This is a genomic window from Hymenobacter sp. IS2118, from assembly GCF_000715495.1.
GTDB lineage: Bacteria > Bacteroidota > Bacteroidia > Cytophagales > Hymenobacteraceae > Hymenobacter.
The window spans coordinates 1-23,078 of record NZ_JNLX01000133.1; the positions used below are offsets into that span (position 1 = coordinate 1).

Genomic DNA, 23,078 nt, shown 5'->3' on the forward strand with positions numbered 1-23,078 from the left:
AGCGGCAGCGGTGAGCGCAGCAGTCGCCCCGCTCCGGCGGCAGGCAGCGGCCAGTCGGATACGTCGCGCCGCTTTGGCAGCGGCGGTGCCCGCGTGAACGTAGGTGGCAACCGCGAAGGCGGCGACCTGGGCGGCCGGCGCCGCGGCGATGCCGGCGGCACCCGCCGAGGCTCGTTCTAGGCGCGGTTAGAGCTGCATGAATCAGAATTATGCAAAGCTGAGCACGTAATCTGCTCTAAAAAGCAGTGAGGCCCGGAAAACTTTTTCCGGGCCTCACTGCTTTTTAGAGCAGATTACGTGCTTGTTCGCTCCTAATTACTTTCTATTCCGTTCCTATGGCTCAGCCCACGCTCCCAGTTATCCAAGCCCTGCGCGACACGGCGCAGCGTCTCGCCACCCAAGCGCCCTACCAGTGGGGCCACATGGGCAGCTGCAACTGCGGCCACCTCGCCCAAACCGTCACGCGCCTTACTAAGGCCGAAATCCACGCTCGCGCCATGCAGCGCTACGGCGACTGGGAGCGGCAGCTCATCGACTACTGCCCCACCAGCGGCCTGCCCATCGACCAAACCATCGACGAGATGCTGGCCATGGGTTTCTCCCGCTCCGACCTCACCCACCTGGAGAAAATTTCCGACCCCACCATTCGGGCAGCCATTGGCTTTGAGCGGCGCGACGCCCTGCGCCACAACCAGCGCGACGACGTGGTGCTCTACCTCCGCACCTGGGCCGACCTACTGGAGCGTGACCTGCTGGCTGATATTACCCTGCCCAGCTTCACTACTGAGCCGGTGCCCACTCCGGTATTTGCGGAAGTTGTTGGGTAGTACCCCGAATCCAACGCATTTGGCTGGCTACTTACGCCAGAGCCTCATAAATAGTCTAAAAAAAAGACCCTGCCAAATTTTTGGCAGGGTCTTTTTTTTAGACTTGAAAAGCTCTTTTCGATTTAACGAAGCGGCCGGTAGCTGTTCGGCTATTGACGGGTGACGTTGGAGCGCTGGGCCTCCCGGTATCCTTCGGCCCGGTGCTCGCGCTTGTAAGCCGCATCGGCCGAGGGGTCTTTCTCAGCGTCGGGAGCTTGGGCGCAAGAGGCGGTGAGCAACATTGCCGCGGTGGCGGCCAACCAGAGATTCGTACGGAACAGTTTCATGCTGCGAAGATAATCCCTCGTCGCCAATTGAACAACCAATCGTCAACTGCAGCGCGTCGTTGCGCCAGAATATTGCCCGCGATGGAAGACCTCATGACATTCCCAAAGAGCTTGTCTGGAACCTGGCAGAGGCCTTCAATTTCCGCTTTACAAATGTCAACAACCCGGTTTGAAAAGGTCACGACTTAGCATTCGTATCCTGAATCAGCCTTCTCGCCCAGCATTGATTTTTGTGGCGCTCAACAGGCGAGAACCCGGCAGAAACGCTGGCCTGAGTCAGGCAACCGAGACTACTTTACTGCGCTCAAGGGCTTAGCACGATAAGCTGAATGCACGAAACCCAAATATGATTTATTACGACGACGCGCTATCCTATGGGATTAGCACAGCGATGAACCACCCCAACCAGAAGCGCCATATTCTACAGGTAGAAACGTTAGTTTTAAGCAGCGCGCTATGGCTGAAAACAAGCCCGCCGGAACAGGCACATAAGTCAAATCAATGCTTTCATTAGTCATATTTGTCCTGCTGACTTACAGATTTTTATAAGTCAATATTTTCCACAAAACTCAAACCTCAGTTGACCCTATAAAAGTTAGTAAGAATCAAAACAAAATATATCCATACTAATGAAAATTCACCATCTGTCAGCTTATAATTTCCTACGTTTCACTGCCCCTGTTTTCACACTGCCAAATTAAATTAATTTCATATTGCACTTAGCAATCATACTCTGAGCTGCTATGATTTGACGCCGGGTAAACAAGGTGAGAGTGAACCATTGAGGGGTAGTTGAGAAACGGCCGATTGAGGCCTTGCACTCCGTCCTGCACATCAATTCCGCTCTTGATATGGAAAGTATCAACCCGGCTTGCCTAGGTCAATCAAGTTGCCACCCAAGTAGCCCGGAGCAAGTCACATCGCCGCTCTCTGCTGACCCAAAAGCCGGGCAACGGTTCTTCCACGCTGGCGCTGGTTGCGTGGGGTAGCAGCTACTCGGGTTGGTAGTCGGCGAAGGAGCCGTCAGCATAGAAAATCACTATCCGGCGAATTGGCTTTTCTGCCCCGGCAAAAAGGGCCGATGCCGTGGGACTGGCAACGGCCACGGGATTGACCGGTAATTCTGCCACACCAATAATAGCTGGTTGGCTAGCCACTGGGCTGTTATCGGGAATGACTGCAGCTTTAGGAGTTGGCGGAACGGCTGGCGAAAGCGGTGGTTCTTCTGGCGATAACGCCTGCGGGAACGCCGATTTGGGCAAAGCAGCAGTAAAACGCCGGGGTACAGCCTTACTAGTGACAGCGGGAGCAGGCCGCCCGGCGTTTGCCGTGGCCGGGCTACGCCGGGAACTTGTAATAATGGTTGGTTCCAGGCCCGCAGCGAGCTCCTGCTGTGGCGTTATTACCTCTTGCTGAGTTTTTTGCGTTGCAAACACGGCCTGAGCAGGCGGCTGTTGCGGCTCAGGAGTAGCAGCGGGGACCACGCCGGTTTGCATAGGGCCGGTGCCATTAAGAAGCCACGCCATGGAGAGTTCCGGCATGGCCCCTAAAATACGCTGCACAACCTCCAGACTGGGCTTATTACGGCCCGATAGAATATGGCTGACAATGGGCCGCGCGATACCAATGGCATCGGCAAATTGAGTGGGCGTGAGTTGACGGGATTCCAGCAGCTTCCGAATTCGCTCGACCATAGCAGTTTGTTTTAATTACAAATGTACTACACCACAATTTACTCAGCTGAAATCCGGCTGCCGCCCTAGTTAACAAATGTTTAAAGCCTATACATACAACTTGAATTATTAACAAATGTGTCAGGACAACTGAAACGCTTTGGTTTACTTATGTAATTTATAATTGTAATCCCACACTCTTAAACCCTAAGCGGGTGGGTACTCTGGTCTGACCGCGAAGAACGATTGGTCCGGCGTGCGCATCAACTCAATACTTCCTTCTGAGGTCCTGCAGGAGTCCCGAGGTAGCTGCTAAAAGCGACAAAAAAGGCCCGGCAACTCATGAGTTGCCGGGCCTTTTTTGTCGGGAATACTGTGGAATAATCAGAGCTAACGCATTTTTCTATCGCGCCTGACTAGCGCAGCAAATGCCTAGTTAAAGTACTCGCGGGCTAGGGTTTTGTCGTGGCCGTAGATGTCTTTCCGGAAGTGCGGATGCCCATCAGCATCGGCCCAGGCAGTGAAATACACCAGATAAACGGGAAGCTTTTCTTTGAGGGTAAGGTATTTTTCGCGGCGCCGGGCGATGGTATCAAGGATGGTTGCCTGGTCCCAGCCGGCCTTGTTGCGGAGGAGGTAGGTGGCAAGTTTGATGGGCTCTTTCACCCGCACGCACCCGTGGCTGAAGCTGCGGTTGGTCTGGGAAAAAAGCTCGTCGTGGGGCGTGTCGTGCAGGTACACATCGTTAGAGTTCGGGAAGATAAACTTCACTTCGCCCAGGTCATTCTTAGGCCCCGGCCGGCGGCGCAAGGTATACTTGAAGTTTTCTCTCGTCACGTTGGCCCAGTCGATGGAGCTAGGACTGACGGGCGTTGCCTTGGCGCCCCAGCCCTTCACAACCTCCATATCGAGCCGGTCGAGGTAGTTGGGGTTGGCCATTAGCTTGCCGCGAAGCTCTTTTTCGATGATGCTAAAAGGCACGTTCCAATAGGGCGAGAGCACCACATACTCCAATTTGTCGCTGAAGATAGGCGTCTCATTCAGGGCCTTGCCAACGATGACGGGCATACTGAAAACCTCCTTGTTGGCTTCTACCACGTGCAGCGTGTACTCGGGTATATTCACCAGCAGATAGTCGGGCTCGAAGCGCTTGGGGAGCCAGCGCCAGCGTTCCATATTCAGGATAATCTGGTCGATGCGGGTCCCAATCGGCACGTTGAGCGCGGTCAGGGTTTCGCCGCCTACGATGCCATCGGGCCGGAGTCCAGCGTCTGCTTGGAAGGCTTTCACGGCATTTACCAACTCCGGGTCGTACACCTGCCCTACCGCCACAGTTCCGCCACTATTGGCATTATTTTGCTGCGAGACCGGCATTGCCACGGGGGCCGAAGCCGGCTGGGGAGTGCCAGAGCCTGCTGCTGCGCCCAGAAGCCGCTGCCGCAACGCCGAGACGGCGGGCGAGGACTGTCCCGGCCGCAGCTTCAGCGTGGCGGGCAGTACCTGCCAGCCCCCGGCCTGCTCCTGTTCGCGGTAGGCCGCCAAGGCTTTGCGCAAGTTGTCATATTCAGGATGCAGGGGCGCAAACTCGTAGTAGTTGTAGGTGCTTTTGCGCTCGCCCAGAAAGGTGAGCAAGGCCTTGTGAAGCTTGATTTTATTAGGCTTCACCTGCCACGCGGTATTTTTTGAGTCGCGCGGGTTGGCGATACCACGGTAAAAGTCGGAGCTCCATTGCATGTAGGTACCCGTCAGGGCCACATCTATCTCCCGTTCCAGTTTATTGCGCCGGGCAGTATCCGCCCGGGCTTCTTCCAGGCTAGCAAATAGCTTCTTAAAGTCCTTAACCTGGTAGTCTTTAGGATTCAAGCCCTCATCCTGCGCTTTAGCAATAATTTCCTGCAAAGACTGGGCTTGGGGAACCAACTGATGGTTCTTAAACCAAGCCAACTGGAAGTTGCGGTCGCGGTAAAACCGGCGGGCAGCAGGTAGCTGCGGTTTAAAGGCGGCCTCGGCCCGAAGCGTATTGATGATGTAAGTGCTGTCGAGCAGCGGCTGGGGACCGGGCTCCGAAGCAAACAAGCCGCCCTTGGCAGTGCTTGCAGAGTCGGACGTATCGGATGCACCGGACCCGCATGATTGCAGTGCCGGGCCGCCCAGCGCCACCGCCAGCAGCACCCAAAACAAAGAATTAAAACGAAATAGTAATGACATTGAAGACAATAAATACAAGGGAATAACGAAACCTCGGGCCTTTGCCGAAAGCGGGCTTTGTACTGCGAAGCAGGCAGCGAGGTTGCACCGGCTGTCCGAAGACTTCTAAGTGCAAAGTACGCAACACCAAAGCAGTATTGGCCTTATTAACGGCCTAAGTTCTGTCAACGTTCGTAGAATTCAGTACTTGTGGCTTTTGAGCGTTTCGCTGCCATCTGCGTTTTCGCAGGAATATTTAGAAACGGCCTGCCGCGACTTTCTGTAGCTGAGTCACCAATAACCAAGCTGTTGCCCCCATACCAAAGCAGCTGGATTATGGCCACTTCCAGCCCTGAGTTAGCTAAAAAGCATTTCGTTTATTTTAGGATTTCCCCCTGTACCGCTTCTAAATTCGCCGCCTATGGCTCCTCCTATTCCTACGTTGCCCCCTTCGACCAACGACCCGCATAGCTACGCCGGCAGCAGCCCCGTCAGGGTCAGGCATCTGATACTTGACCTGCAGGTTGACTTTGACAAGCGCAGGCTGGCTGGCAGCGCCACCTGGGAGCTGGCCAACCCCGAAGCGGCCGACGAAGTGGTGCTCGACACGCGCGAGCTGACCATAGAGGCGGTAGACCGGCTGGACGCGGCCGGGAACGCCACCCCGGCGAAGTTCTCGCTGGCCGCTCCCGACGCTACCCTGGGCCAGGCACTGCGCATTACCCTGGCGCCGGCCACCACGGCCCTGCGCATTCGCTACCGCACCGCACCCACGGCGGCCGCCCTGCAGTGGCTGCACCCCGCCCAGACGGCCGGCACCGAGCCATTCCTTTTCACCCAGTCGCAGGCCATTCTGGCGCGCACCTGGCTGCCCTGCCAGGACTCCCCCGGCATCCGGTTTACCTACGAGGCGCGGGTGCAGGTGCCCAATCACCTGCTGGCCCTGATGAGCGCCGAGAATCCGCAGCAGCGGAATCTTACCGGCGAGTACGTCTTCCGCATGAGCCAGCCCGTTCCGGCCTACCTCATGGCCCTGGCGGTGGGCAACCTGGAGTTTGCGCCGCTCAGTAATCGCACCGGCATCTACGCCGAGCCCGCCACGCTGGCGGCCGCCACTTATGAGTTTGCCGACCTGGAAGCCATGGTGGCCGCGGCCGAGCAGCTCTACGGCCCCTACCGCTGGGAGCGCTACGATTTGCTGGTGCTGCCCCCCAGCTTTCCGTTCGGAGGGATGGAAAACCCAAGATTAACATTTGTAACACCTACTATCCTGGCGGGAGACCGCAGCCTAACGAGTTTGGTGGCGCACGAGCTGGCCCACTCCTGGTCCGGAAACCTGGTTACAAATGGAACGTGGAATGATTTCTGGCTGAACGAAGGATTTACGGTGTATTTCGAGCGGCGCATCATGGAACATTTGTATGGCCGCCAGTATGCCGACATGCTCCAGGTACTCGGCCGCGAAGCCCTGCACCACACCATAGCGGAGATTGGCCCGGCTAGCCCCGACACCCACCTGCGCCTCGCGCTGGCCGGCCGCGACCCCGACGAGGGCCTGACTGAAATTGCCTACGAAAAAGGGTGTGCCCTACTGCTCACGTTGGAAGCCCTCATCGGCCGGCCCCGCCTCGATACCTTTATTAAGGAGTACTTCGCCCGTTTCAGCTTTCAGGCGATGGACACGGCCACCTTCCTCAGCTACCTCCGGACCGAGTTGCTCAACAAGGAGCCCGGCCTCGAAGACCGGCTGCGGCTGCACGACTGGGTTGATGGCCCCGGCCTGCCTACCAATGCCCCGGCCGTATCCTCCACACGCTTCGAAGCCGTGGCCCAAATCCTGACGCGGCTGGCAGGCCGCCACTCCCCTGCCGACTGGCACGCCGACACCTCCGGCTGGAGCAGCCATGAGTGGGTATATTTTTTGAACGGCCTGCCCCCCACGCTTTCGGCCGGGCAGCTCCGCGAGCTCGACCAAGCGTTTGCCTTTACCACTTCCGGCAACGCCGAAATTTTGGCCGCTTGGTTTCCGCATACCTTGCGTGCGGGCTACGATGAAGCCGTTCCGGCTCTGGAAAACTTTCTGCACCACGTGGGCCGGCGCAAATTTCTGGTGCCGCTCTACCGGGCGCTGCTGGCCACGCCCGACGGCCCGGCCCAGGCCCGAAAAATCTACGCCGAGGCGCGCGCCAATTACCACTCCGTAGCCACGGGCACCCTCGATGCACTGATAGTTTAGGGCGCGAACGGGCGTCCGGCCCGAACTTTGTGCGGGGCCCTGCTCCTGCCCGGGCGCTGCGGCGTCCGTTGAATTGATTTTCTCAGTAATAATTGATACCCTTTGAAAAGCATCATCCCACTTGGTAAGCTCATCGCCGTTGGCGGAAACGAAGACAAGGGCACCTACCCCAATCCCCGTACCCGCCGCAAGTACTACCTCAACTTTTTCGAGCTTGGTATCCTCAAGCGCGTGGTGCTCGAAACAGGTAAGCCCGACCCGCGCATCGAAGTCATCACCACAGCTTCGATGATTCCGGAAGAAGTCGGACCGATTTACACGGGTTCGTTTGCCATGCTCAACTGCCACAACGTGGGCATCATGGATATTCGCACGGCCGAGGACGCTCGCCAGCCCGAGTACCTGGAGCGCCTGCTGGCTGCCGACGTGCTGATGTTTTCGGGGGGCAACCAATCGCGGCTGCGGGAAATGTTCGGCGAGTCGGATTTTCTGGACCGCATGACCCAACGCTACTACGCCGAGTCTCATTTCGTGATTGCGGGCACCAGCGCCGGGGCCATGGCCATGTCGCAGCTCATGATTCGCGGTGGCTCCGTGCCTGATGCCCTGCTGAAGGGAGCCGTAAAAATCGGGACGGGACTGGGGCTGCTGCCAGCCGCTGTAATCGATTCGCACTTCGTGAAGCGCGGCCGCTTCGGGCGCCTCATCGAAGCGGTGGCTTTGCACCCCAAGCTCATCGGTATCGGGCTGGGCGAGGATACCGGCGTACTCATCACCCAGGGAAATCTGGTAGAAACCATTGGTTCTAACCTGGTTATCATTCTCGATGGGCATTCCATTCAGCACAACAATGCCGCTGCCGCCAAAAAGGGAACCGTGCTGTCCATCGAGAACGTGACCATGCACGTGCTGGCCAAGGGTAATGTATATGACATGCAAGCGCGGAAATTCTATGTGAGCAAGGAAGCGCAGGCCGCGCACGCGCTAGCGCACGAGGCCGCCGTTTCCTCTCCCGCAGCCTGAGCAAGACGGCGCAAGGCATCCATTTTCTTCATAAAAGCCCGCTCATTCTGATGATGAGCGGGCTTTTTTACTACTTCAACCCTAGATACACGTAGGCAGCCTTACTCCTTATATATAGGACGACGGGCACGGTGCTCTGGCGCGTCCTTTCTTTCCTTTTCACCCAACGTTTCCTTATGAATTACCGCAAGCTGGGAAAAACCGGATTATCTGTTTCTGAAATTAGCCTGGGCACCTGGCAGGTGGGCGGCAAATGGGGCGAACCCTTTAGTCACGACAACGCCGATAAAATTCTGAACGCCGCCGCCGACGCCGGTGTCAACTTTATTGATACGGCCGACGTGTACGGTGACGGCGAGAGCGAAAAGGCCGTGGGCCGACTCGTCCGTTCCCGCTCCGAACGCATTTACGTAGCCACCAAATGCGGCCGCCGCCTGCAACCCCACGTGGCCGAAGCCTACCAGCCGGCCGCGCTGCGCCAATTTGTGGAGGACAGCCTGCGCAACATGCAGCTCGAAACCCTCGACCTCGTGCAGCTGCACTGCCCGCCCACGGAAGTATATTACCGTCCCGAAATCTTCGAGCTATTTGACCGGCTGCGCGAAGAGGGCAAGATTCAGCACCTGGGCGTTAGCGTCGAGAAAGTGGAGGAGGGCCTCAAAGCCCTGGAGTTTCCCAACGTGGCCACGGTGCAGCTCATCTTTAATATGTTCCGCCAGCGGCCGCCAGAGCTGCTGTTCCGGGAAGCGGCCCGCCGCGACGTTGGCCTTATTGTGCGGGTACCGCTGGCCAGCGGCTTGCTGACGGGCAAGTTCACCGCCCAAACCAAATTTGCGGCCGATGACCACCGCAACTTCAACCGCCAGGGCGAGGCCTTCGATAAAGGGGAAACCTTCTCGGGTGTGGATTACGCCACGGGCCTGGCCGCCGTGGAGGAGTTGAAAGCCGTCTTTCCGGGGCAGGAGCAGCTGGCGGCCTGGGCGCTGCGGTGGGTACTCATGTTTGAGGAAGTGAGCTGCGTAATTCCTGGGGCCTCCCGCCCCGAGCAGCTGCGCTCGAACCTGCAAGCCGCCGACCTGCCCGCCCTGACACCCAAACAAATGGATGCTGTACGTGCGGTATATAACTGCAGCATCCGGCCGCTGGTGCATCAGCTGTGGTAGACTGAACCGGCTTTTTACTTATAGATGGCTACAACGGCCGCACTTCCTTCGGTGCGACAGGCGCGGTACATACCTTCCGAGTTGAAGGATAGGGAAATATTTCCGGCTGCGTCGATGCCAATCAGGCCGCCTTCGCCACCGTCGGGCCCCAGCTTGTCGTGCACCACCACGCGGCAGGCTTCTTCCAACGACAGATTCTTGTACTCCATCAAACACGCCACATCGTAGGCGGCTACGGCCCGGATAAAGTACTCGCCGTGGCCGGTGCAGCTGATGGCACACCGGGCATCGGCCCAGGTACCGGCCCCAATAATGGGCGTGTCGCCGATGCGGGCGTAGCGCTTGTTGGTCATGCCGCCGGTGCTGGTGGCGGCGGCCAGATTGCCGAACTGGTCGCGCGCCACGGCGCCCACGGTGCCTTTTTTCCAGTTGGGGTCGGCCACGGGCAGTTCCGGTGGGGCAGTTTCGGCGGAGTTGGCCTGGCTGTGGTCGAGGCGCATGCGGCCTTCGCGTAGGGCTTCCTGCAATTGCTGATGGCGCTGCTCGGTAAAAAAGTACGCCGGGGGTTGTAGTGGCAGGCCGTGCTCGCGGGCCAGTTCGTCGGCACCGGGGTAGGCCAACAGCACGTGCTCGGTTTTTTCCATCACGAGGCGAGCGGCCCGAATGGGGTTTTGTACCTGCCGCACCCCGGCCACGGCCCCGGCCAAACGGGTGTGCCCGGCCATGATGGCGGCGTCCATTTCGTGGTGGCCCTCGTGGGTGAACACCGCGCCGCGCCCGGCATTGAACAGGGGGCAGTCTTCGAGGCTGCGTACGGCAGCTTCTACGCAGTCCAGGGCGGTGGCGCCGTCGCGGAGCAGGTCGTAGCCGGTAGCGAGGGCAGCTTCGAGGGCGGCGCGGTAGCGCATTTCGTCGGCGGGCGTGAGCGAGGCGCGGGCAATAGTACCGGCCCCGCCGTGGATGGCGAGAGCAAACATGCAGGAAGAAAATTATGGCGAAATAAGGGCTTCAAAGGTAGCTAACGGGAACGGGCAGCCGCCGGCCCGTGTTTTTTTTCGTAGGTTTGACCCTCAAGTTTTCTAATCCCCAAACACCCTACTTTTATGGCATACGACGTAACCGGCCGGCTGCACGAAATATTTGACGAACAGCAGGTAAGCGAGAAATTCCGCAAGCGTGAGTTCGTGCTGGAAGTCCAAGACGGCCAGTATCCCCAGCACATTAAATTTCAGCTGACCCAGGACAAAGGCAGCCTTGTGGACGCCTTCAAGATGGGCGACGAAGTGAAAGTAACGTTTGACCTGCGGGGCCGTGGCTTCAACAAAAACGGTCAGATGCTGTACTTTACCAACCTCGAAGCCTGGAAAATTGAGTCAGCTGGCGGTGGCAACGCCGGTGGCTACAGCGGTGGCCAGCAGCAGCAAGCTGCTCCCCGCCCAGCGGCTCAAAACCAGAACCCCACCCTGCGCGCCCAGCCTTCGGCGGCGCCCATCGCCAGCGACGACGACAACGACCTTCCCTTCTAGTTAGCTGTTAGCTGAGAAAACCAAAATGCCGCTCCTGATTATCAGGGGCGGCATTTTTTCTTGAATTTCGTACAACCCGTTATGGATTTGCATGAGCTAATTGCCCGCGGCGAAGGAGAAGAGTTGGAATTCAAACAGAAAACCACGCACCCGCACCGGATTTCCCGCACCCTGGTTTCGCTGGCCAACACCCGCGGCGGCCTGGTGCTGGTAGGCGTCGACGATGCCGGCCGCATCCTTGGCGTGCGCGACGCGGAGGAGGAATTATTCGTGCTCCGCGAAGCCGCCCGCCACTACGTCGAGCCGCCGCTCACCAACCTACAGTTCGAAGAACGCGAAGTAGACGGCCGCACCGTGCTGGTAGTGACCGTGCCGGAAAGCCGCTGCAAACCACACCGGGCCCAGGTCGCCCCCGACGACTGGCGCGGCTTCGTGCGCGTACGCGATGCCAGCGTGCAAACCAGCGGCCTCACCGAGAAGGTTCTGGAACGTCAGGAGCCCGCATCCCGCTTCGAGCAAATCCCACTCAACAAGCACGAATTGGCCTTACTTGACTACCTGAAAACGCATCCCCGCATCACGCTGGCGCAGTTCATGAAACTGGTGAACTTCGGCAAGCGCCGGGCTTTTCAAACCCTAATCAAACTGGTGCTGCACAACTATATCCGGCACCACGACAAGGAGAAAGAGCCGTATTACACCCTTTAAATCAAATATTTACGCTAATTAAGCAGTGGTGCAAAAGTAACCGTAGCAACTAAGCGGGTCATGCTGAGCTTGTCGAAGCATCTCTACCGCACCGTTGAATGGTATTGACGGTGCGGTAGAGATGCTTCGACAAGCTCAGCATGACGGTCAAAACTCAACACGATTACTTATGCGTACCTGCTTAATCGGATTTCAAGGATTTTGTGGACGCCTGCCACTCACCTACCCAAGCTGGTCAGGGGAATAAAAAAAGCCACCGCAGGGTGGCTTCTTTTGTCATGTGGGGAGCGTCCACAAAATCTGTGAAACATGATTAATCCAAGCGAATCCGTGATTATTCTTGCTTGCGGGCGCGGGCCACTTTTTTCTCGTCTTTTTCGGCCTTTTTTTCCTTCAGGGATTTAACGGGCTCTTTCTTTTTCTCTTTGCGGGCGTCTTGGGCTTTGGCCATAATTGAAAAGAAGTTTAAGTAGGTTCTGGGTTGTTGAAGATTTTAACGGGCAGCCCCGTCAGCGTATTGTGCCGGGCGAAGGTAGAGAATTTACCGAAATGCTACAGCACGGGCAGGTACCGCTCGCGGATGACTTGGAGGTGATGCAGCTCGTGGCCCGGCACGATGAAAAGCAGCGCCCGCACGGTGGCGGCCCCGCCGTTGGCAGTACCGCGTCGGTCCAGCTGCTCGTCGGTAAAGCTGTCGAACAGGGCTAGTGTGGAAGCACGAACGGCATCGTACTCGGCCAGCAGGCTCGCCACGCTTCGGGTATTGGCGCCGCTGTGCGTCACGTAGTCGTCCTGGTCGAAACCGGGCAGGTCCCGGCTGTCGTTGCGCGCGAAACGCAAGGCGCGGTAGGCGAAAATTCGCTCGGTATCAATCTGATGCTGAAGCATTTCTTTTAGCGTCCACTTGCCTTCGGCGTAGCCTTTCTCAGCCTGGGCTTCGGTAAGGTGGCCGAACAGGACATGGAATTCCGGCCCGATGGCCCGCAGGACTTCGCGGGGGTCGGCCCCTTCGGGAACCTGATTGATATAGGTGGCAGCGTAGGCCTGGAAATCACCTTCGGCGGGGCGGGAAATAGGCATATGACGGGCTTCTAATGATTGGATAAGGTCAGCTGAAACCGGCGTGGGTTGCACTCCGGTTTCAGTAGGCGCTGGCAAAATGAGCGACGCGGGGGCGGTTGCAGCAACGGCAGACGCCGCTACGGGCAGAATGACGGGCACCAATGCGGGGTCGAGCTGCAGCCGCACCACCGGCAGGGGCGCGGCCATAGCGGCCGCGCTTCCCTCCTGCCCAAACGCCCAGCGCAGAAAGTCGGGCATCACCCGGCCCCAGGTGTCGGGGTGATGGTGGCCGCCCTCCACCTGCACGTAGCGCAGGTGCTGGTGCACATCCAACCCGTGCTTCACAAGTTCTTCAATTAAATCGAGGCAGTCTTCAATGGAATCGATGACGCCGTTCTCGTTGCGGTCGCTGCGTTCGTCGAGGGTGCCGGTTTGCAGCCAGAACCGGTGGCTGGGATGCAGCCGGCCGGCCCGCACTAAGCCGTGCATAATGCGGTCGGCAGGCGTGTAGCCGGCCCCCACCGCCCGTTGCCGCCACCAGAACGAACCTGAAAAAACCCCCGCCCGCGCAAATGCTTGCGGATGGTGCCAGACCAAGTCGAAGGCCGACAGTCCGCTCAGTGAAAAACCCGCCACTACGGCCTCAGCAGGGTCAGCAGAAGCCTGGTATCGGGCTTGCGCAAACGGCAGCAGCTCGTGTAATACAAACTGCGAATACGCTCCGGCCCGACTGCCCCGGCCGTTAAAATCGGCGTGCGTGGCCGTGCCGTATTCCTGTACGCGTTGCTCGTTGGCGTGCACGGCCACCACCACAAAGGGCCGCACGGCGCGCTGGGCATATAAATTATCGAGCGTCGCCTGAAAATTCAACCGCTCCAGGTCCTGTCCGTCGTTTAAATAAAGAACCGGATACGGGGACGTTACCGCGCAGTCGGCGGGAGGCATCAGCAGCGTCAGCTCCAGCTCACGGCCCAAGTAACTGGAAGCCAGAACCTCCCGCACCAGCCGGGTGCCGACAGCAAAAGCAGGGAGAATGACTACGGGAAGTGGCATAACGACAAAGTAACGCAGACGACCTGAGTCGGGACTGCGATTCAGCTGGGAAGAAGGTGCTTTTCTAGATAATCGGACGTCCAAAGCGAAAACCGCTCTACAGATTTCGCGGCTGCGGAGTTGAAACGGCCTGCCCTTTTTAAGCAGGTAGAACCTGGTTTATCGCCGAAATATGGCAGGCCCGTTATTTTTAACTAGTTTGCCGTACAGCTTTAACGTCCCTCTCCACCATCTCACCCCCGACCCTGTGCAGGAACAACATCGGCGATTTTATTCGCACCACCTCGGCCAAGACATCGACATGCTGGTTTTCGGCACCTGGGGCTATCCAGTGGTGATTTTTCCAACCTCGGGCGGGCACACCAACGAAGCCCGCGACTTCAAGCTGATTGAGGCAGCCCGGCCGCTAATCGAAGCCGGCCGCGTGAAGCTTTACTGCATCGACAGCGTGGACCGGTTTTCGTGGTATGCGAAGCATCTGGAACCCGCCATTCGGGTAAAAAACCACGTTTTTTACGACCAGTTTCTGAGCGAAGAATTGGTGCCCATGCTGCAGCAAGAGTGCAACGTGGACAAGATTGGCGTGGCCGGATGCAGCTTTGGCGGCTACCACGCGCTGAATTTTGCGTTTCGCCACCCCGACCAGGTTGCGCACTTATTTACGATGGGCGCGGCCTTCGATATCCGCCAGTTTATGGACGGCTACCACGACGACAACATGTACTACAACAACCCGCCCGAATACCTGCCCGCGGCCCAAAACGAGCATTTTCAGTGGATGAATATTATTCTGGGCACTGCGGAACACGACTTTTGCCGGCATTCCACGTTTAACATCTCAAGCATATTGCGCGAGAAAGGAATTCATCACAAGCTGGACGTGAAACCGTTTGGTGACCACGACTGGCCGGTGTGGTGCGAGATGTTCCCGCAGTACCTCAACACCATTTAGCCGCGCATCTTCGCGCCAGTGGCATTTCATCCTTCTTACCAGACACCCATAAAACGGCATCATGAAAAAAATCGGCATTCTTTTCGGACAGGAAAACACCTTTCCCCAAGCTTTCATCGACCGCATTAACCAGAAAGCGCCTGCCGGCATCAGCGCTGAATTTGTCAACATTGAACAAGTAGAGCAGCACGTAGCGCCGGACTACGCCGTGATTATTGACCGCATTTCGCAGGATGTGCCTTTTTACCGCGCCTACCTCAAAAACGCGGCCCTGATGGGTACGGCGGTAATCAACAACCCGTTCTGGTGGTCGGCCGACGAAAAATTCTTTAACAACTCGCTGGCTGTGCGGCTGGGCGTGCCCGTGCCCAAAACCCTGCTCTTACCCAGCAAGGAGCGGCCGGCCGACACTAGCGAGCGCAGTTTCCGCAACCTCTCGATGATGGATTGGGAAGCGGCTTTCCAGCACATCGGCTTCCCAGCCTACATGAAACCGCACTCCGGCGGCGGCTGGAAAAGCGTGTACAAGCTGGATTCGCCGGATGATTTTTTCCGAGCTTATGCCGAAACGGGCCAACTGGTGATGCTTTTTCAGGAAGCCGTGGACTTCACCGACTACTTCCGCTGCTACTGCATCGGCGGCACCGAGGTGCTGATTATGCCCTACGAGCCCCGCAACGAGCCGCACCTGCGCTACGCCACCGAGATGAAAACGACGGGCGAAGCCGGTGAGAAGCTGCTCGCTACCATGAAGGACTACGTGCTGAAACTCAATGCCGGCCTCGGCTACGACTTCAATACCGTGGAATTTGCCGTGCGCGACGGCATTCCCATTGCTATCGATTTCGGCAACCCGGCGCCCGATGCCGACATTAATTCGGTGGGCGAGAAGAACTTTGAATGGGTGGTAGAAGCGGCGGCCAACATGGCCATTGCCCGCGCCCAAGCCCAAAAGCCCGGCCAGGACAACCTGACCTGGGGCACGTTCGTGCACCCGCACCGCGCCCAGCCCACCGATACCCACTTCACGGTAGCCGACGCGCCCGCTCCTAAGAAACGCGCCGCCCCCAAAGCCGCCGCCGCTAAGCCAGCCGCTAAGCCAGCCGCTAAAGCCGCAACGGCGGCAAAGGCCGCCGCTCCCAAAGCCGCTCCCAAAAAACCGGCCGCCAAAAAATCCGAATAAGCTTTTTCACTTATCGTTCGGCCCCGGCCAGACCCGGCGTACGCTTGCACGCCGGGTCATTGGGCCTACTCGCGCCTGTTCTCATTCCTCGCTTACTGCACACCGTTTTATGGCCATGCCCGTGTTTACCCTCGGCATCGAGGAAGAATTTCAAACCATTGACCCCGAAACCCGGGAGCTACGCTCGCACCTCTCCAAAATTGTGGAAGGCGGCCGGGTGACCCTGCATGAGCAGGTGAAGGCCGAGATGCACCAGGCCGTGGTAGAGGTAGGCACCAACATCTGCCACAATATCACGGAAGCCCGCACCGAGGTATTTCACCTGCGCCGCCAGGTAATGGAGCTGGCCGACAAGCAGAATCTGAAGATTGGCGCCGCCGGCACGCACCCATTTTCGCGGTGGCAAGACCAGCCCATCACGCCCGATGTGCGCTACGATAAAATAGTGGAGGAGTTGCAGGAAGCCGCCCGGTCGAACCTGGTTTTTGGTATGCACGTGCACGTGGGCATCGAAAACCGGGAGATTGGGGTGTACATGATGAACACGCTGCGGTATTTTCTGCCCCACTTGTTTGCCCTGAGCACTAATTCGCCATTTTGGGAAGGGCGGGAAACGGGCTACAAGTCGTTTCGCACCAAGGTATTTGAGCGGTTTCCCCGCACCGGTATTCCGGGGTATTTCCACAGTGCCAGCGACTACGATGAGTTTTTGCAACTCCTGATTAAGACCGGCTGCATCGATAACGGCAAAAAAATTTGGTGGGACATCCGCCTCCACCCGTTTTTTGACACCATCGAATACCGCATTTGCGATATGATGCTGCGGGCCGACGAAACCGTAGCCGTGGCGGCGGTGATGCAGGCGCTGGTAGCCAAAATCTACAAGCTTAAATCCCAAAACCTCAACTTCCGAGTCTACCGCAGCGCGCTGATTAAGGAAAACAAATGGCGCGCCGCCCGCTACGGCCTCGACGGAAACATGATAGACTTTGGCATCCAGGAAGAGGTGCCTACGCGCCAGCTCATTCTGGAGCTGCTGGACTTTATCGACGACGTGGTGGACGACCTGGGCAGCCGCCACGAAGTGGAATACGTCCTCAAAATGCTGGAAATGGGCACCGGCGCCGACCGCCAGCTCAAGGTATTCCGCGAAACCGGCGACTTGAAAAAAGTGGTCGATTACATCCTGAGCGAAACTTCCCACGGGCTGTAAACCAAGTATCTTTGTCTTTCGCAACGCCCTCTTACCGGGGCGTTGCTTCTTTTTTCAGCCAGCTACAAGCTTGGTTTCTAATTATTTGCTGGCGCAGCCAGCTGTTTGATTTGCTACACTATGGAGCCTATTCGCATTGCCATTCTTGATATGTATAACAACGCGCCGAACGAAGGCATGCGCTGCATCCGGCAGCTGCTGAGCCGGGGCAGCGTGGAAAACGACGTGCCTTTTGCCGTCGACACTTTTAATGTGCGGGCTGGGAACGAGCTGCCCGGCCTCGATTACGACTTGTACATCTCGTCGGGTGGCCCCGGCAGCCCGTTGGCCTCGGATGAGCCCTGGGAGGCCCGCTACTTTGCGTTCATCGATTCGCTGCTAGCTCATAACCAAGCGAATGACCTGAAAAAGCACTTGTTACTGATTTGCCACTCCTTTCAGCTGGTGAGCCGGCACCTGGGCGTGGGCGAAATCAGCCGGCGTAAGTCCACCTCGTTTGGGGTGTTGCCGGTGCACCTCACCCCTGCCGGCCTGCTCGAACCCGTGTTGCAGGGCCTGCCCGAGCCGTTTTACACCGTGGATTCGCGCGACTATCAGCTCACAGACCTCGATGCGAACCGCCTCGAAGAGTTGGGGGCCGAAGTACTGTGCCTGGAGAAAGACCGGCCCCACGTGCCCCTGCCCCGCGCCGTCATGGCCATTCGCTTCACGCCGGAAGTGCTGGGCACCCAGTTCCACCCGGAGGCTGATGGCGAGGGCATGCTGCGCTATATGCTAATTGATGAGCGTAAGCAACAAGTAATCACCACCTACGGCTCCGAAAAATACGAGGAAATGGTGCACCTGCTCGCCAACCCCGATACCATTGAGCGCACGGAGGCGGTAATTGTGCCCACATTTCTGCGGCGCGCCCTGGCCCAAACAGGCCAGCTTGCCACTGCCTGATTTCCCTTTTCCTCACCGAACTACCTTCCACTTATGATTTCGGAGCACCGCCAGCGGTTCAACGCCGCGTTCAGCCCGGCCACCTACCAGGAAATGCTGGCCGACATTGACCGGCAATTGCCCGGCCAACTGGATTTCCGGGTGGCCGAAACGCCGGTTTTCGTACCGGCCGTGCTGCGCGACAAATTAATTGCGGCCGGCGAAAGCATTATTTCGGTGATTGAACAGCCAAATTTTAAGGAATTAACTGAAGGTGCCATTCCGGCGCACCAGCGCGTGCCCTACGAAGACCAGTGCCCGGAGTTTTTGACCTTTGATTTTGCGGTGTGCCGCGATGCCAACGGGGAACTAGAGCCGCAGCTAATTGAGATGCAGGGATTTCCGTCGCTTTATGCCTTTCAGTCCTGGCTACCCGGTGTTTTCAAGGAGCATTACCCCATTGCGGACACCGTTAGTCCTTTTCTGGCCGAGCTGGATTTCCAATCTCACCGGGAGCGGATGCGGGATTTTATTCTGGGTGGACAAGCACCGGAACACGTTATTTTGCTGGAGCTATTTCCGGAGCAACAAAAGACGAGAATTGACTTTGCCCTATCAAAAAAATTATGGGGAATTGAGGTTGTCTGCCTTACCAAAGTTCAGCGCCGGGGCCGGGAGTTGTTTTATGAAAGGAATGGGGAATCAATTAAAATCAAGCGCATTTATAACCGCGTTATTTTCGATGAATTAGCTCGCCATCCGGAATTAGATTTACAGTTTCATTTAACTGAGGAAGTTGATATTACCTGGGTTGGACATCCGAATTGGTTTTTTCGGGTTAGCAAATACACCTTACCGCTGCTGCACGGACCATTCGTACCACCCAGCTATTATTTAGACCAACTTTCTGAGTACCCGAAAGATTTGGAGAACTACGTGCTCAAACCACTGTTTTCGTTTGCCGGCGCCGGCGTGCGCCTGCATATTACCGCCGACGAATTGGCGGCTTTACCGGACAAGCATAATTATTTATTACAGCGCAAAGTAGCTTACGAACCAGTGGTGCAGTCGCCCGATGGTTTGGTAAAATGTGAAATCCGGCTGCTCTACATCTGGCCCACAGGCGAGGCAAAGCCGCAGCTCCTCACCGGCCTCAGCCGCCTCAGCCGCGGCGAAATGATAGGAGTAGATTTTAACAAGGACAAAGACTGGGTGGGCGGCACAAGTCCCTTTTTCGAGCGGTAGCACCGCAGCGAGGAAACTGGCCTACTTTGAAATAGCCGCAAAACAACGCGCGGCTGAGGTTGCCCGTACAGGCAAGCTTAACCTCCCTCACCCCACTCTCTATGTCCTCTCTCACCGACAAAGGCCTCAAAATCTCCAAAAACGTCCTTTTTAATGTATTTGTTGGCCGGGCCACCAAACTTCTGGGCAAGCCTTTTATGGTCATCACCACGCTCAACGAAGTAGCTAATAAACTAGCAGATAAGGAAAACAAGACGAGTAAATTTCGCCAGCTTTTTGAAGTTGCCCTCACGCTGGTACGCCTGGTGAAAAACTACATCACTGGCGACTACCGCGAAGTTTCAACCAGCACCATTGTATCGGGATTGGCAGTGCTGCTCTACGTCCTATCCCCCATCGACTTGGTGCCGGATTTCATTCCCGTGCTGGGCTTTCTCGATGATTTGAGCCTGATTAGCTGGTTCGTCAGCAAATTTCAGGTTGAAATGGTACGCTTCCGGGAATGGGAGGAAACCGGCCAGGGCCAGACCGGCAGCGCCCACGGCACCAGTGGTGCCCCCGATGGCTCGCCCTTGCCCGACGATTTGGCCCTGCCCGCCAAGGGAGACGCCACGCAACCCAGCGTAGCTGAACTTGGTCATTCATAAGCACTTCAATAGCTATAATTAGGTAGGCGGGCCCTATTTGCTTTGTTATTAGCGGGCTGGCTTGGAAATTGATACGCTATTTACTTTTGACGGGGAATCCCGTGCTTTACTCCTGCCAGCTCTAGCTAGTTATTGCCGCATCCGCGAATCGCAGGGCAAATTTCTTATTCGATTTTAAAATTTTATGGCTGCGTTTCTTACCTCCTGTTACGGTTTATCACGCAAAATTCTACCTGCCGGGGCCTTGGTTCTGGTAGCCGCTGTGGCCCCAAAAACGCCTCCTCCCACCACCGAACAGCTCACTACGCGCATGAGCGCGGCCATCGAAAACCTCAAAACCCTGCGTTGCACTGTGAAAGCCCAGGAACGAGCGGCCGGCAACATCAATCAGGCACGTAGCATTATGAAGCTGACGTACAACCCCGTACGCATCTACATAAAAACCCACAAGGATGTGGAAGTTTTGTGGGTGACGGGCCAGAACAACGGCGACGCCTGGGTGTATCCGGCCGCATTTCCGTACGTGACCCTGAGCCTCGACCCCAAGGGCAAACTCATGCGAGGCAACCAGCACCATACGGCTTTACAGGCAGGTTTCGGCACTATTTCCGACTTGCTGCGCACCACCAATCTGCGTCAGGACAACTCCTTCAGCCGTTCTTTCCGGTACACCGGCGACACTTTATTGCTGGGCCGCACCTGTCACGTGCTCCGGTCCAGCTACCCGCAGTTTCGCTACGTTAGCTACAAAGCCGGCAAAAACGAAACTATTGCCACCGTGGCCGAGCGGTTCGGCTGCGGCGAATACCGAATTATTGAGCGCAACGGCTTGTCAATCGGCGAAAAAATACCCGAAGGCAAGGTAATACATGTACCCAACGCCTATGGCCGACGCACCACCGTTTGCGTTGACCCCCGCACCTTTTTGCCCACAATGGTTCAGGTAGATGACGACAAGGGCTTGTTCGAAAGGTTCGAATTCACCGACGTAATTGCCAACCAGCCCATTCCGCTGGCAGAATTCTCTAAAGATTATAAAGGCTATAAATTGTAGTGGTTGTCTAAATTCAAAACAATAGCTTTTAATTTAAATTAACACGTAATTTTTATTATCTCGTCACCTAATTGTTAGCAAAAAGGCCGCTCAATTGAGCGGCCTTTTTGATTCTATGCCTTTGTTAATTCTGCTAATTAACGACGCATGGTTTTTTCTATCTGGTCCCACATGTCGGGCGTGAGCATTTCCAGCTTATTAAACTCGCCGGCGCCATTCAGCCATTCGCCTCCGTCGATGGTTACGACCTCCCCGTTGACGTAGGCTGAAAAATCGGACACCAGGTAAGCCGCCAGATTGGCCAGCTCCTGGTATTGGCCCACGCGCTTGAGCGGTACGTTGGCGGCAGGGTCGAGCTTGCTGGCCAGCGGCTCGGGAAACAGGCGGCTCCAGGCGCCTTCCGTGGGGAACGGGCCGGGGGCAATGGCGTTGGACCGGATGCCGTACTTGGCCCATTCTACGGCCAGCGACCGGGTCATGGCCAGCACGCCGGCTTTGGCCGCGGCCGAAGGCACCACAAACGCCGAGCCCACCGAGGCGTAAGTAGTGACGATATTGAGGACAGTACCGGGTTTTTTATCGGCAATCCAGCGCTTGCCCACGGCCAGGGTGCAGTTGTAAGAGCCCCGCAGCACGATGTCGACAATAACATCAAACGCCTTGTGCGACAGCCGTTCGGTAGGGCTAATGAAGTTGCCGGCCGCGTTGTTCAATAAAATATCGACGCCGCCAAATTCCTGGATGGTGCGCTCCAGCATGGCTTCCACTTCGTCGTACTTCCGCACGTCACAGGCGATGGGAAGTACTCTTCCGCCCGTTTGCGCCCGCAGCTCTTCGGCCGTTTTCTCCAACACATCCAGCTTGCGGCTGGTTATGGTAACGTTGGCGCCAAGCTGCAGGAAATAAGTGGTCATGGCGCGGCCCAGGCCAGTTCCACCGCCGGTCACAATGATGTTTTTGCCCGCCAGCGCATTATCACGCAGCATGGGTTGGGTGTAGGGAGTGTTCATGCAAAACAGATGTAGAAGTGAATTCGCGGCCTAATCCGCAGCCCGAAGGTACAAGACTGCCGGGGCGTGGGTTATCCCCCGGCTTGGCAATCTTGGATTAATAATTATGAAGGTCGAATATAGGCTTAATTATTTTTTTCGCACCTTCGTACTTTGATGCAAAAAAGTCTTTGTAATTTAAAATGAATAGTTCCAATTCCGCGGGCTCCACGAGCCCCGTTTCGGGAGTGGATTCCTCCACTGTATTAGTCCTTGGCTGCGGTTGGCTGGGCATGGCACTCGCCCGCTCATTGGCTGGCAATGGGCACCGCGTATTGGGCACCACTACCACGCCCGAGCAAGTTGCCACCATGGAGGCCGCTGGTATTGAGCCGCACCTCTTGCGGCTGGGGGCTGATTTTGATAATCCCGCCGAAATACTGCTTCATGGCTTGCTACAGGCCGCCGATGTGCTGGTCCTGAATGTGCCGCCCCGTGCTTCTTCGGCGGGAGGCTATCCGGCGCTGTTGCGCCCCGTGCACCGGGCGGTTGCCGCGGCCGGCACCAAACACGTTATTTTCGTGAGCTCCACCAGCGTATATCCCGACGAGGCGCGCCTGATGCGCGAAGCCGATGCGTTGAGCACCCGTGACGCGGCCTCGGACGTATTGCGCGCCGAAGGCCATTTCGTACCCCGCTATGGACAGTGGAAAAGCACGGTGGTGCGGCTGGGGGGCCTCATTGGGCCCGACCGGGCACCCGGCCGCTTCCTGGCCGGCCGCCGCGACCTGGCCCAGGGCAATGCGCCCGTCAACCTGCTGCACCTCACCGATGCGGTGGGGGTGCTCTCGGGCATCATCGAGCACCGGGTATGGGGGCACACCTTCAACGTTTGTGCCGCGCAGCATCCGTTCCGGCGGGATTTTTACCCTGCTGCCGCCCGCTACCTGACGCTGGAAGCGCCCACCTTCAGGCGGGAGCAGCAAGAGGTGAGCGGTAAAACAATTGACAGTAGCTCGGTTCGTACCCTGGTGCCTTACCAATTCCAGCACGACGACGTGCTGGCGGCCCTGGCTCACTGTTAGCC

General features: G+C 57.2%; 20 protein-coding genes and 1 pseudogene. 15 read left to right on the forward strand and 6 right to left on the reverse strand.

Features of this window, described 5'->3' with window-relative positions; all coding sequences use genetic code 11:
• Positions 1–180, forward strand: a pseudogene (locus GM79_RS25470) (hypothetical protein); the annotation flags it as partial.
• Positions 181–335: 155 nt separating this feature from the next.
• Positions 336–827: a hypothetical protein gene (locus GM79_RS12510; protein WP_035564362.1), complete on the forward strand. Its 492-nt coding sequence runs from the start codon at positions 336–338 to the stop codon at positions 825–827.
• Between the two features lie 149 nt (positions 828–976).
• Here GM79_RS12510 and GM79_RS25475 read toward each other — a convergent pair whose 3' ends face one another.
• From GM79_RS25475 to GM79_RS23100, 3 genes are all read right to left on the reverse strand, one after another.
• On the reverse strand, positions 977–1,153 hold the full coding sequence (locus GM79_RS25475) for a hypothetical protein (RefSeq protein WP_161787169.1): 177 nt from the start codon (positions 1,151–1,153) through the stop codon (positions 977–979).
• Positions 1,154–2,145: 992 nt separating this feature from the next.
• Positions 2,146–2,847: a helix-turn-helix domain-containing protein gene (locus tag GM79_RS23805; protein WP_072008610.1), complete on the reverse strand. Its 702-nt coding sequence runs from the start codon at positions 2,845–2,847 to the stop codon at positions 2,146–2,148.
• Positions 2,848–3,258: 411 nt separating this feature from the next.
• Positions 3,259–5,034, reverse strand: coding sequence for a murein L,D-transpeptidase (locus tag GM79_RS23100; protein ID WP_081867731.1), 1,776 nt, complete (start codon positions 5,032–5,034; stop codon positions 3,259–3,261).
• A 400-nt stretch (positions 5,035–5,434) separates the two neighbouring features.
• Between GM79_RS23100 and GM79_RS12520 the strand changes: the two genes are divergently transcribed.
• From GM79_RS12520 to GM79_RS12530, 3 genes are all read left to right on the forward strand, one after another.
• Positions 5,435–7,249, forward strand: a complete 1,815-nt coding sequence (locus GM79_RS12520) for a M1 family metallopeptidase (RefSeq protein WP_072008611.1) — start codon at positions 5,435–5,437, stop codon at positions 7,247–7,249.
• 102 nt (positions 7,250–7,351) lie between these two features.
• Positions 7,352–8,272, forward strand: coding sequence for a cyanophycinase (locus GM79_RS12525; RefSeq protein WP_035564366.1), 921 nt, complete (start codon positions 7,352–7,354; stop codon positions 8,270–8,272).
• A gap of 176 nt (positions 8,273–8,448) precedes the next feature.
• A complete protein-coding gene (locus tag GM79_RS12530) occupies positions 8,449–9,435 on the forward strand; it encodes an aldo/keto reductase (RefSeq protein WP_035564368.1) in 987 nt (328 codons plus the stop codon).
• A 14-nt stretch (positions 9,436–9,449) separates the two neighbouring features.
• Here GM79_RS12530 and GM79_RS12535 read toward each other — a convergent pair whose 3' ends face one another.
• Positions 9,450–10,412, reverse strand: a complete 963-nt coding sequence (locus tag GM79_RS12535; protein WP_035564370.1) for an isoaspartyl peptidase/L-asparaginase family protein — start codon at positions 10,410–10,412, stop codon at positions 9,450–9,452.
• A gap of 126 nt (positions 10,413–10,538) precedes the next feature.
• On the opposite strand from GM79_RS12535, the gene GM79_RS12540 reads away from it, so the two are divergent.
• Together GM79_RS12540 and GM79_RS12545 are read left to right on the forward strand one after the other, a co-directional pair.
• Positions 10,539–10,961: a DUF3127 domain-containing protein gene (locus tag GM79_RS12540; protein WP_035564372.1), complete on the forward strand. Its 423-nt coding sequence runs from the start codon at positions 10,539–10,541 to the stop codon at positions 10,959–10,961.
• A gap of 60 nt (positions 10,962–11,021) precedes the next feature.
• On the forward strand, positions 11,022–11,669 hold the full coding sequence (locus GM79_RS12545) for a helix-turn-helix domain-containing protein (protein ID WP_235184057.1): 648 nt from the start codon (positions 11,022–11,024) through the stop codon (positions 11,667–11,669).
• 552 nt (positions 11,670–12,221) lie between these two features.
• On the opposite strand, the gene GM79_RS26075 is transcribed toward GM79_RS12545, so the two are convergent.
• A complete protein-coding gene (locus GM79_RS26075; protein WP_072008612.1) occupies positions 12,222–13,784 on the reverse strand; it encodes an alpha/beta hydrolase-fold protein in 1,563 nt (520 codons plus the stop codon).
• Positions 13,785–14,031: 247 nt separating this feature from the next.
• On the opposite strand from GM79_RS26075, the gene GM79_RS12555 reads away from it, so the two are divergent.
• The 7 genes from GM79_RS12555 (at position 14,032) to GM79_RS12585 (ending at position 21,002) form a co-directional block, all read left to right on the forward strand.
• Complete coding sequence (locus GM79_RS12555) at positions 14,032–14,736, forward strand: alpha/beta fold hydrolase (RefSeq protein WP_035564375.1); 705 nt, start codon at positions 14,032–14,034, stop codon at positions 14,734–14,736.
• A 61-nt stretch (positions 14,737–14,797) separates the two neighbouring features.
• Positions 14,798–15,919: a RimK family alpha-L-glutamate ligase gene (locus tag GM79_RS12560; RefSeq protein WP_035564377.1), complete on the forward strand. Its 1,122-nt coding sequence runs from the start codon at positions 14,798–14,800 to the stop codon at positions 15,917–15,919.
• 115 nt (positions 15,920–16,034) lie between these two features.
• Entirely contained in the window at positions 16,035–17,132 is a 1,098-nt protein-coding gene (locus GM79_RS12565; RefSeq protein ID WP_035564403.1) for a carboxylate-amine ligase, read from the forward strand.
• Between the two features lie 120 nt (positions 17,133–17,252).
• Complete coding sequence (locus GM79_RS12570) at positions 17,253–18,077, forward strand: type 1 glutamine amidotransferase (RefSeq protein ID WP_035564380.1); 825 nt, start codon at positions 17,253–17,255, stop codon at positions 18,075–18,077.
• A gap of 33 nt (positions 18,078–18,110) precedes the next feature.
• A complete protein-coding gene (locus GM79_RS12575; protein ID WP_035564382.1) occupies positions 18,111–19,301 on the forward strand; it encodes a hypothetical protein in 1,191 nt (396 codons plus the stop codon).
• A gap of 101 nt (positions 19,302–19,402) precedes the next feature.
• Positions 19,403–19,948, forward strand: coding sequence for a YkvA family protein (locus GM79_RS26535; RefSeq protein WP_051718844.1), 546 nt, complete (start codon positions 19,403–19,405; stop codon positions 19,946–19,948).
• 262 nt (positions 19,949–20,210) lie between these two features.
• The gene (locus tag GM79_RS12585; protein ID WP_161787170.1) at positions 20,211–21,002 is read left to right on the forward strand and encodes a DUF1571 domain-containing protein; all 792 of its coding nucleotides are present in this window, start codon (positions 20,211–20,213) and stop codon (positions 21,000–21,002) included.
• A 137-nt stretch (positions 21,003–21,139) separates the two neighbouring features.
• On the opposite strand, the gene GM79_RS12590 is transcribed toward GM79_RS12585, so the two are convergent.
• Positions 21,140–22,012 (reverse strand): SDR family oxidoreductase, encoded by an 873-nt coding sequence (locus GM79_RS12590; RefSeq protein WP_035564386.1) that lies wholly within the window; start codon positions 22,010–22,012, stop codon positions 21,140–21,142.
• 182 nt (positions 22,013–22,194) lie between these two features.
• Between GM79_RS12590 and GM79_RS12595 the strand changes: the two genes are divergently transcribed.
• A complete protein-coding gene (locus GM79_RS12595; protein ID WP_072008613.1) occupies positions 22,195–23,076 on the forward strand; it encodes an NAD-dependent epimerase/dehydratase family protein in 882 nt (293 codons plus the stop codon).
• Positions 23,077–23,078 lie beyond the last annotated feature (2 nt).

Coding starts and splice junctions, on each gene's coding strand:
- GM79_RS12575 (WP_035564382.1), top strand. CDS start 18,111: ATGATTTCGGAGCACCGCCAGCGGTTCAACGCCGCGTTCAGCCCGGCC.
- GM79_RS12590 (WP_035564386.1), bottom strand. CDS start 22,012: ATGAACACTCCCTACACCCAACCCATGCTGCGTGATAATGCGCTGGCG.
- GM79_RS23100 (WP_081867731.1), bottom strand. CDS start 5,034: ATGTCATTACTATTTCGTTTTAATTCTTTGTTTTGGGTGCTGCTGGCG.
- GM79_RS25475 (WP_161787169.1), bottom strand. CDS start 1,153: ATGAAACTGTTCCGTACGAATCTCTGGTTGGCCGCCACCGCGGCAATG.
- GM79_RS12520 (WP_072008611.1), top strand. CDS start 5,435: ATGGCTCCTCCTATTCCTACGTTGCCCCCTTCGACCAACGACCCGCAT.
- GM79_RS26075 (WP_072008612.1), bottom strand. CDS start 13,784: ATGCCACTTCCCGTAGTCATTCTCCCTGCTTTTGCTGTCGGCACCCGG.
- GM79_RS12535 (WP_035564370.1), bottom strand. CDS start 10,412: ATGTTTGCTCTCGCCATCCACGGCGGGGCCGGTACTATTGCCCGCGCC.
- GM79_RS26535 (WP_051718844.1), top strand. CDS start 19,403: ATGTCCTCTCTCACCGACAAAGGCCTCAAAATCTCCAAAAACGTCCTT.
- GM79_RS12510 (WP_035564362.1), top strand. CDS start 336: ATGGCTCAGCCCACGCTCCCAGTTATCCAAGCCCTGCGCGACACGGCG.
- GM79_RS12530 (WP_035564368.1), top strand. CDS start 8,449: ATGAATTACCGCAAGCTGGGAAAAACCGGATTATCTGTTTCTGAAATT.
- GM79_RS23805 (WP_072008610.1), bottom strand. CDS start 2,847: ATGGTCGAGCGAATTCGGAAGCTGCTGGAATCCCGTCAACTCACGCCC.
- GM79_RS12595 (WP_072008613.1), top strand. CDS start 22,195: ATGAATAGTTCCAATTCCGCGGGCTCCACGAGCCCCGTTTCGGGAGTG.
- GM79_RS12565 (WP_035564403.1), top strand. CDS start 16,035: ATGCCCGTGTTTACCCTCGGCATCGAGGAAGAATTTCAAACCATTGAC.
- GM79_RS12540 (WP_035564372.1), top strand. CDS start 10,539: ATGGCATACGACGTAACCGGCCGGCTGCACGAAATATTTGACGAACAG.
- GM79_RS12560 (WP_035564377.1), top strand. CDS start 14,798: ATGAAAAAAATCGGCATTCTTTTCGGACAGGAAAACACCTTTCCCCAA.
- GM79_RS12570 (WP_035564380.1), top strand. CDS start 17,253: ATGGAGCCTATTCGCATTGCCATTCTTGATATGTATAACAACGCGCCG.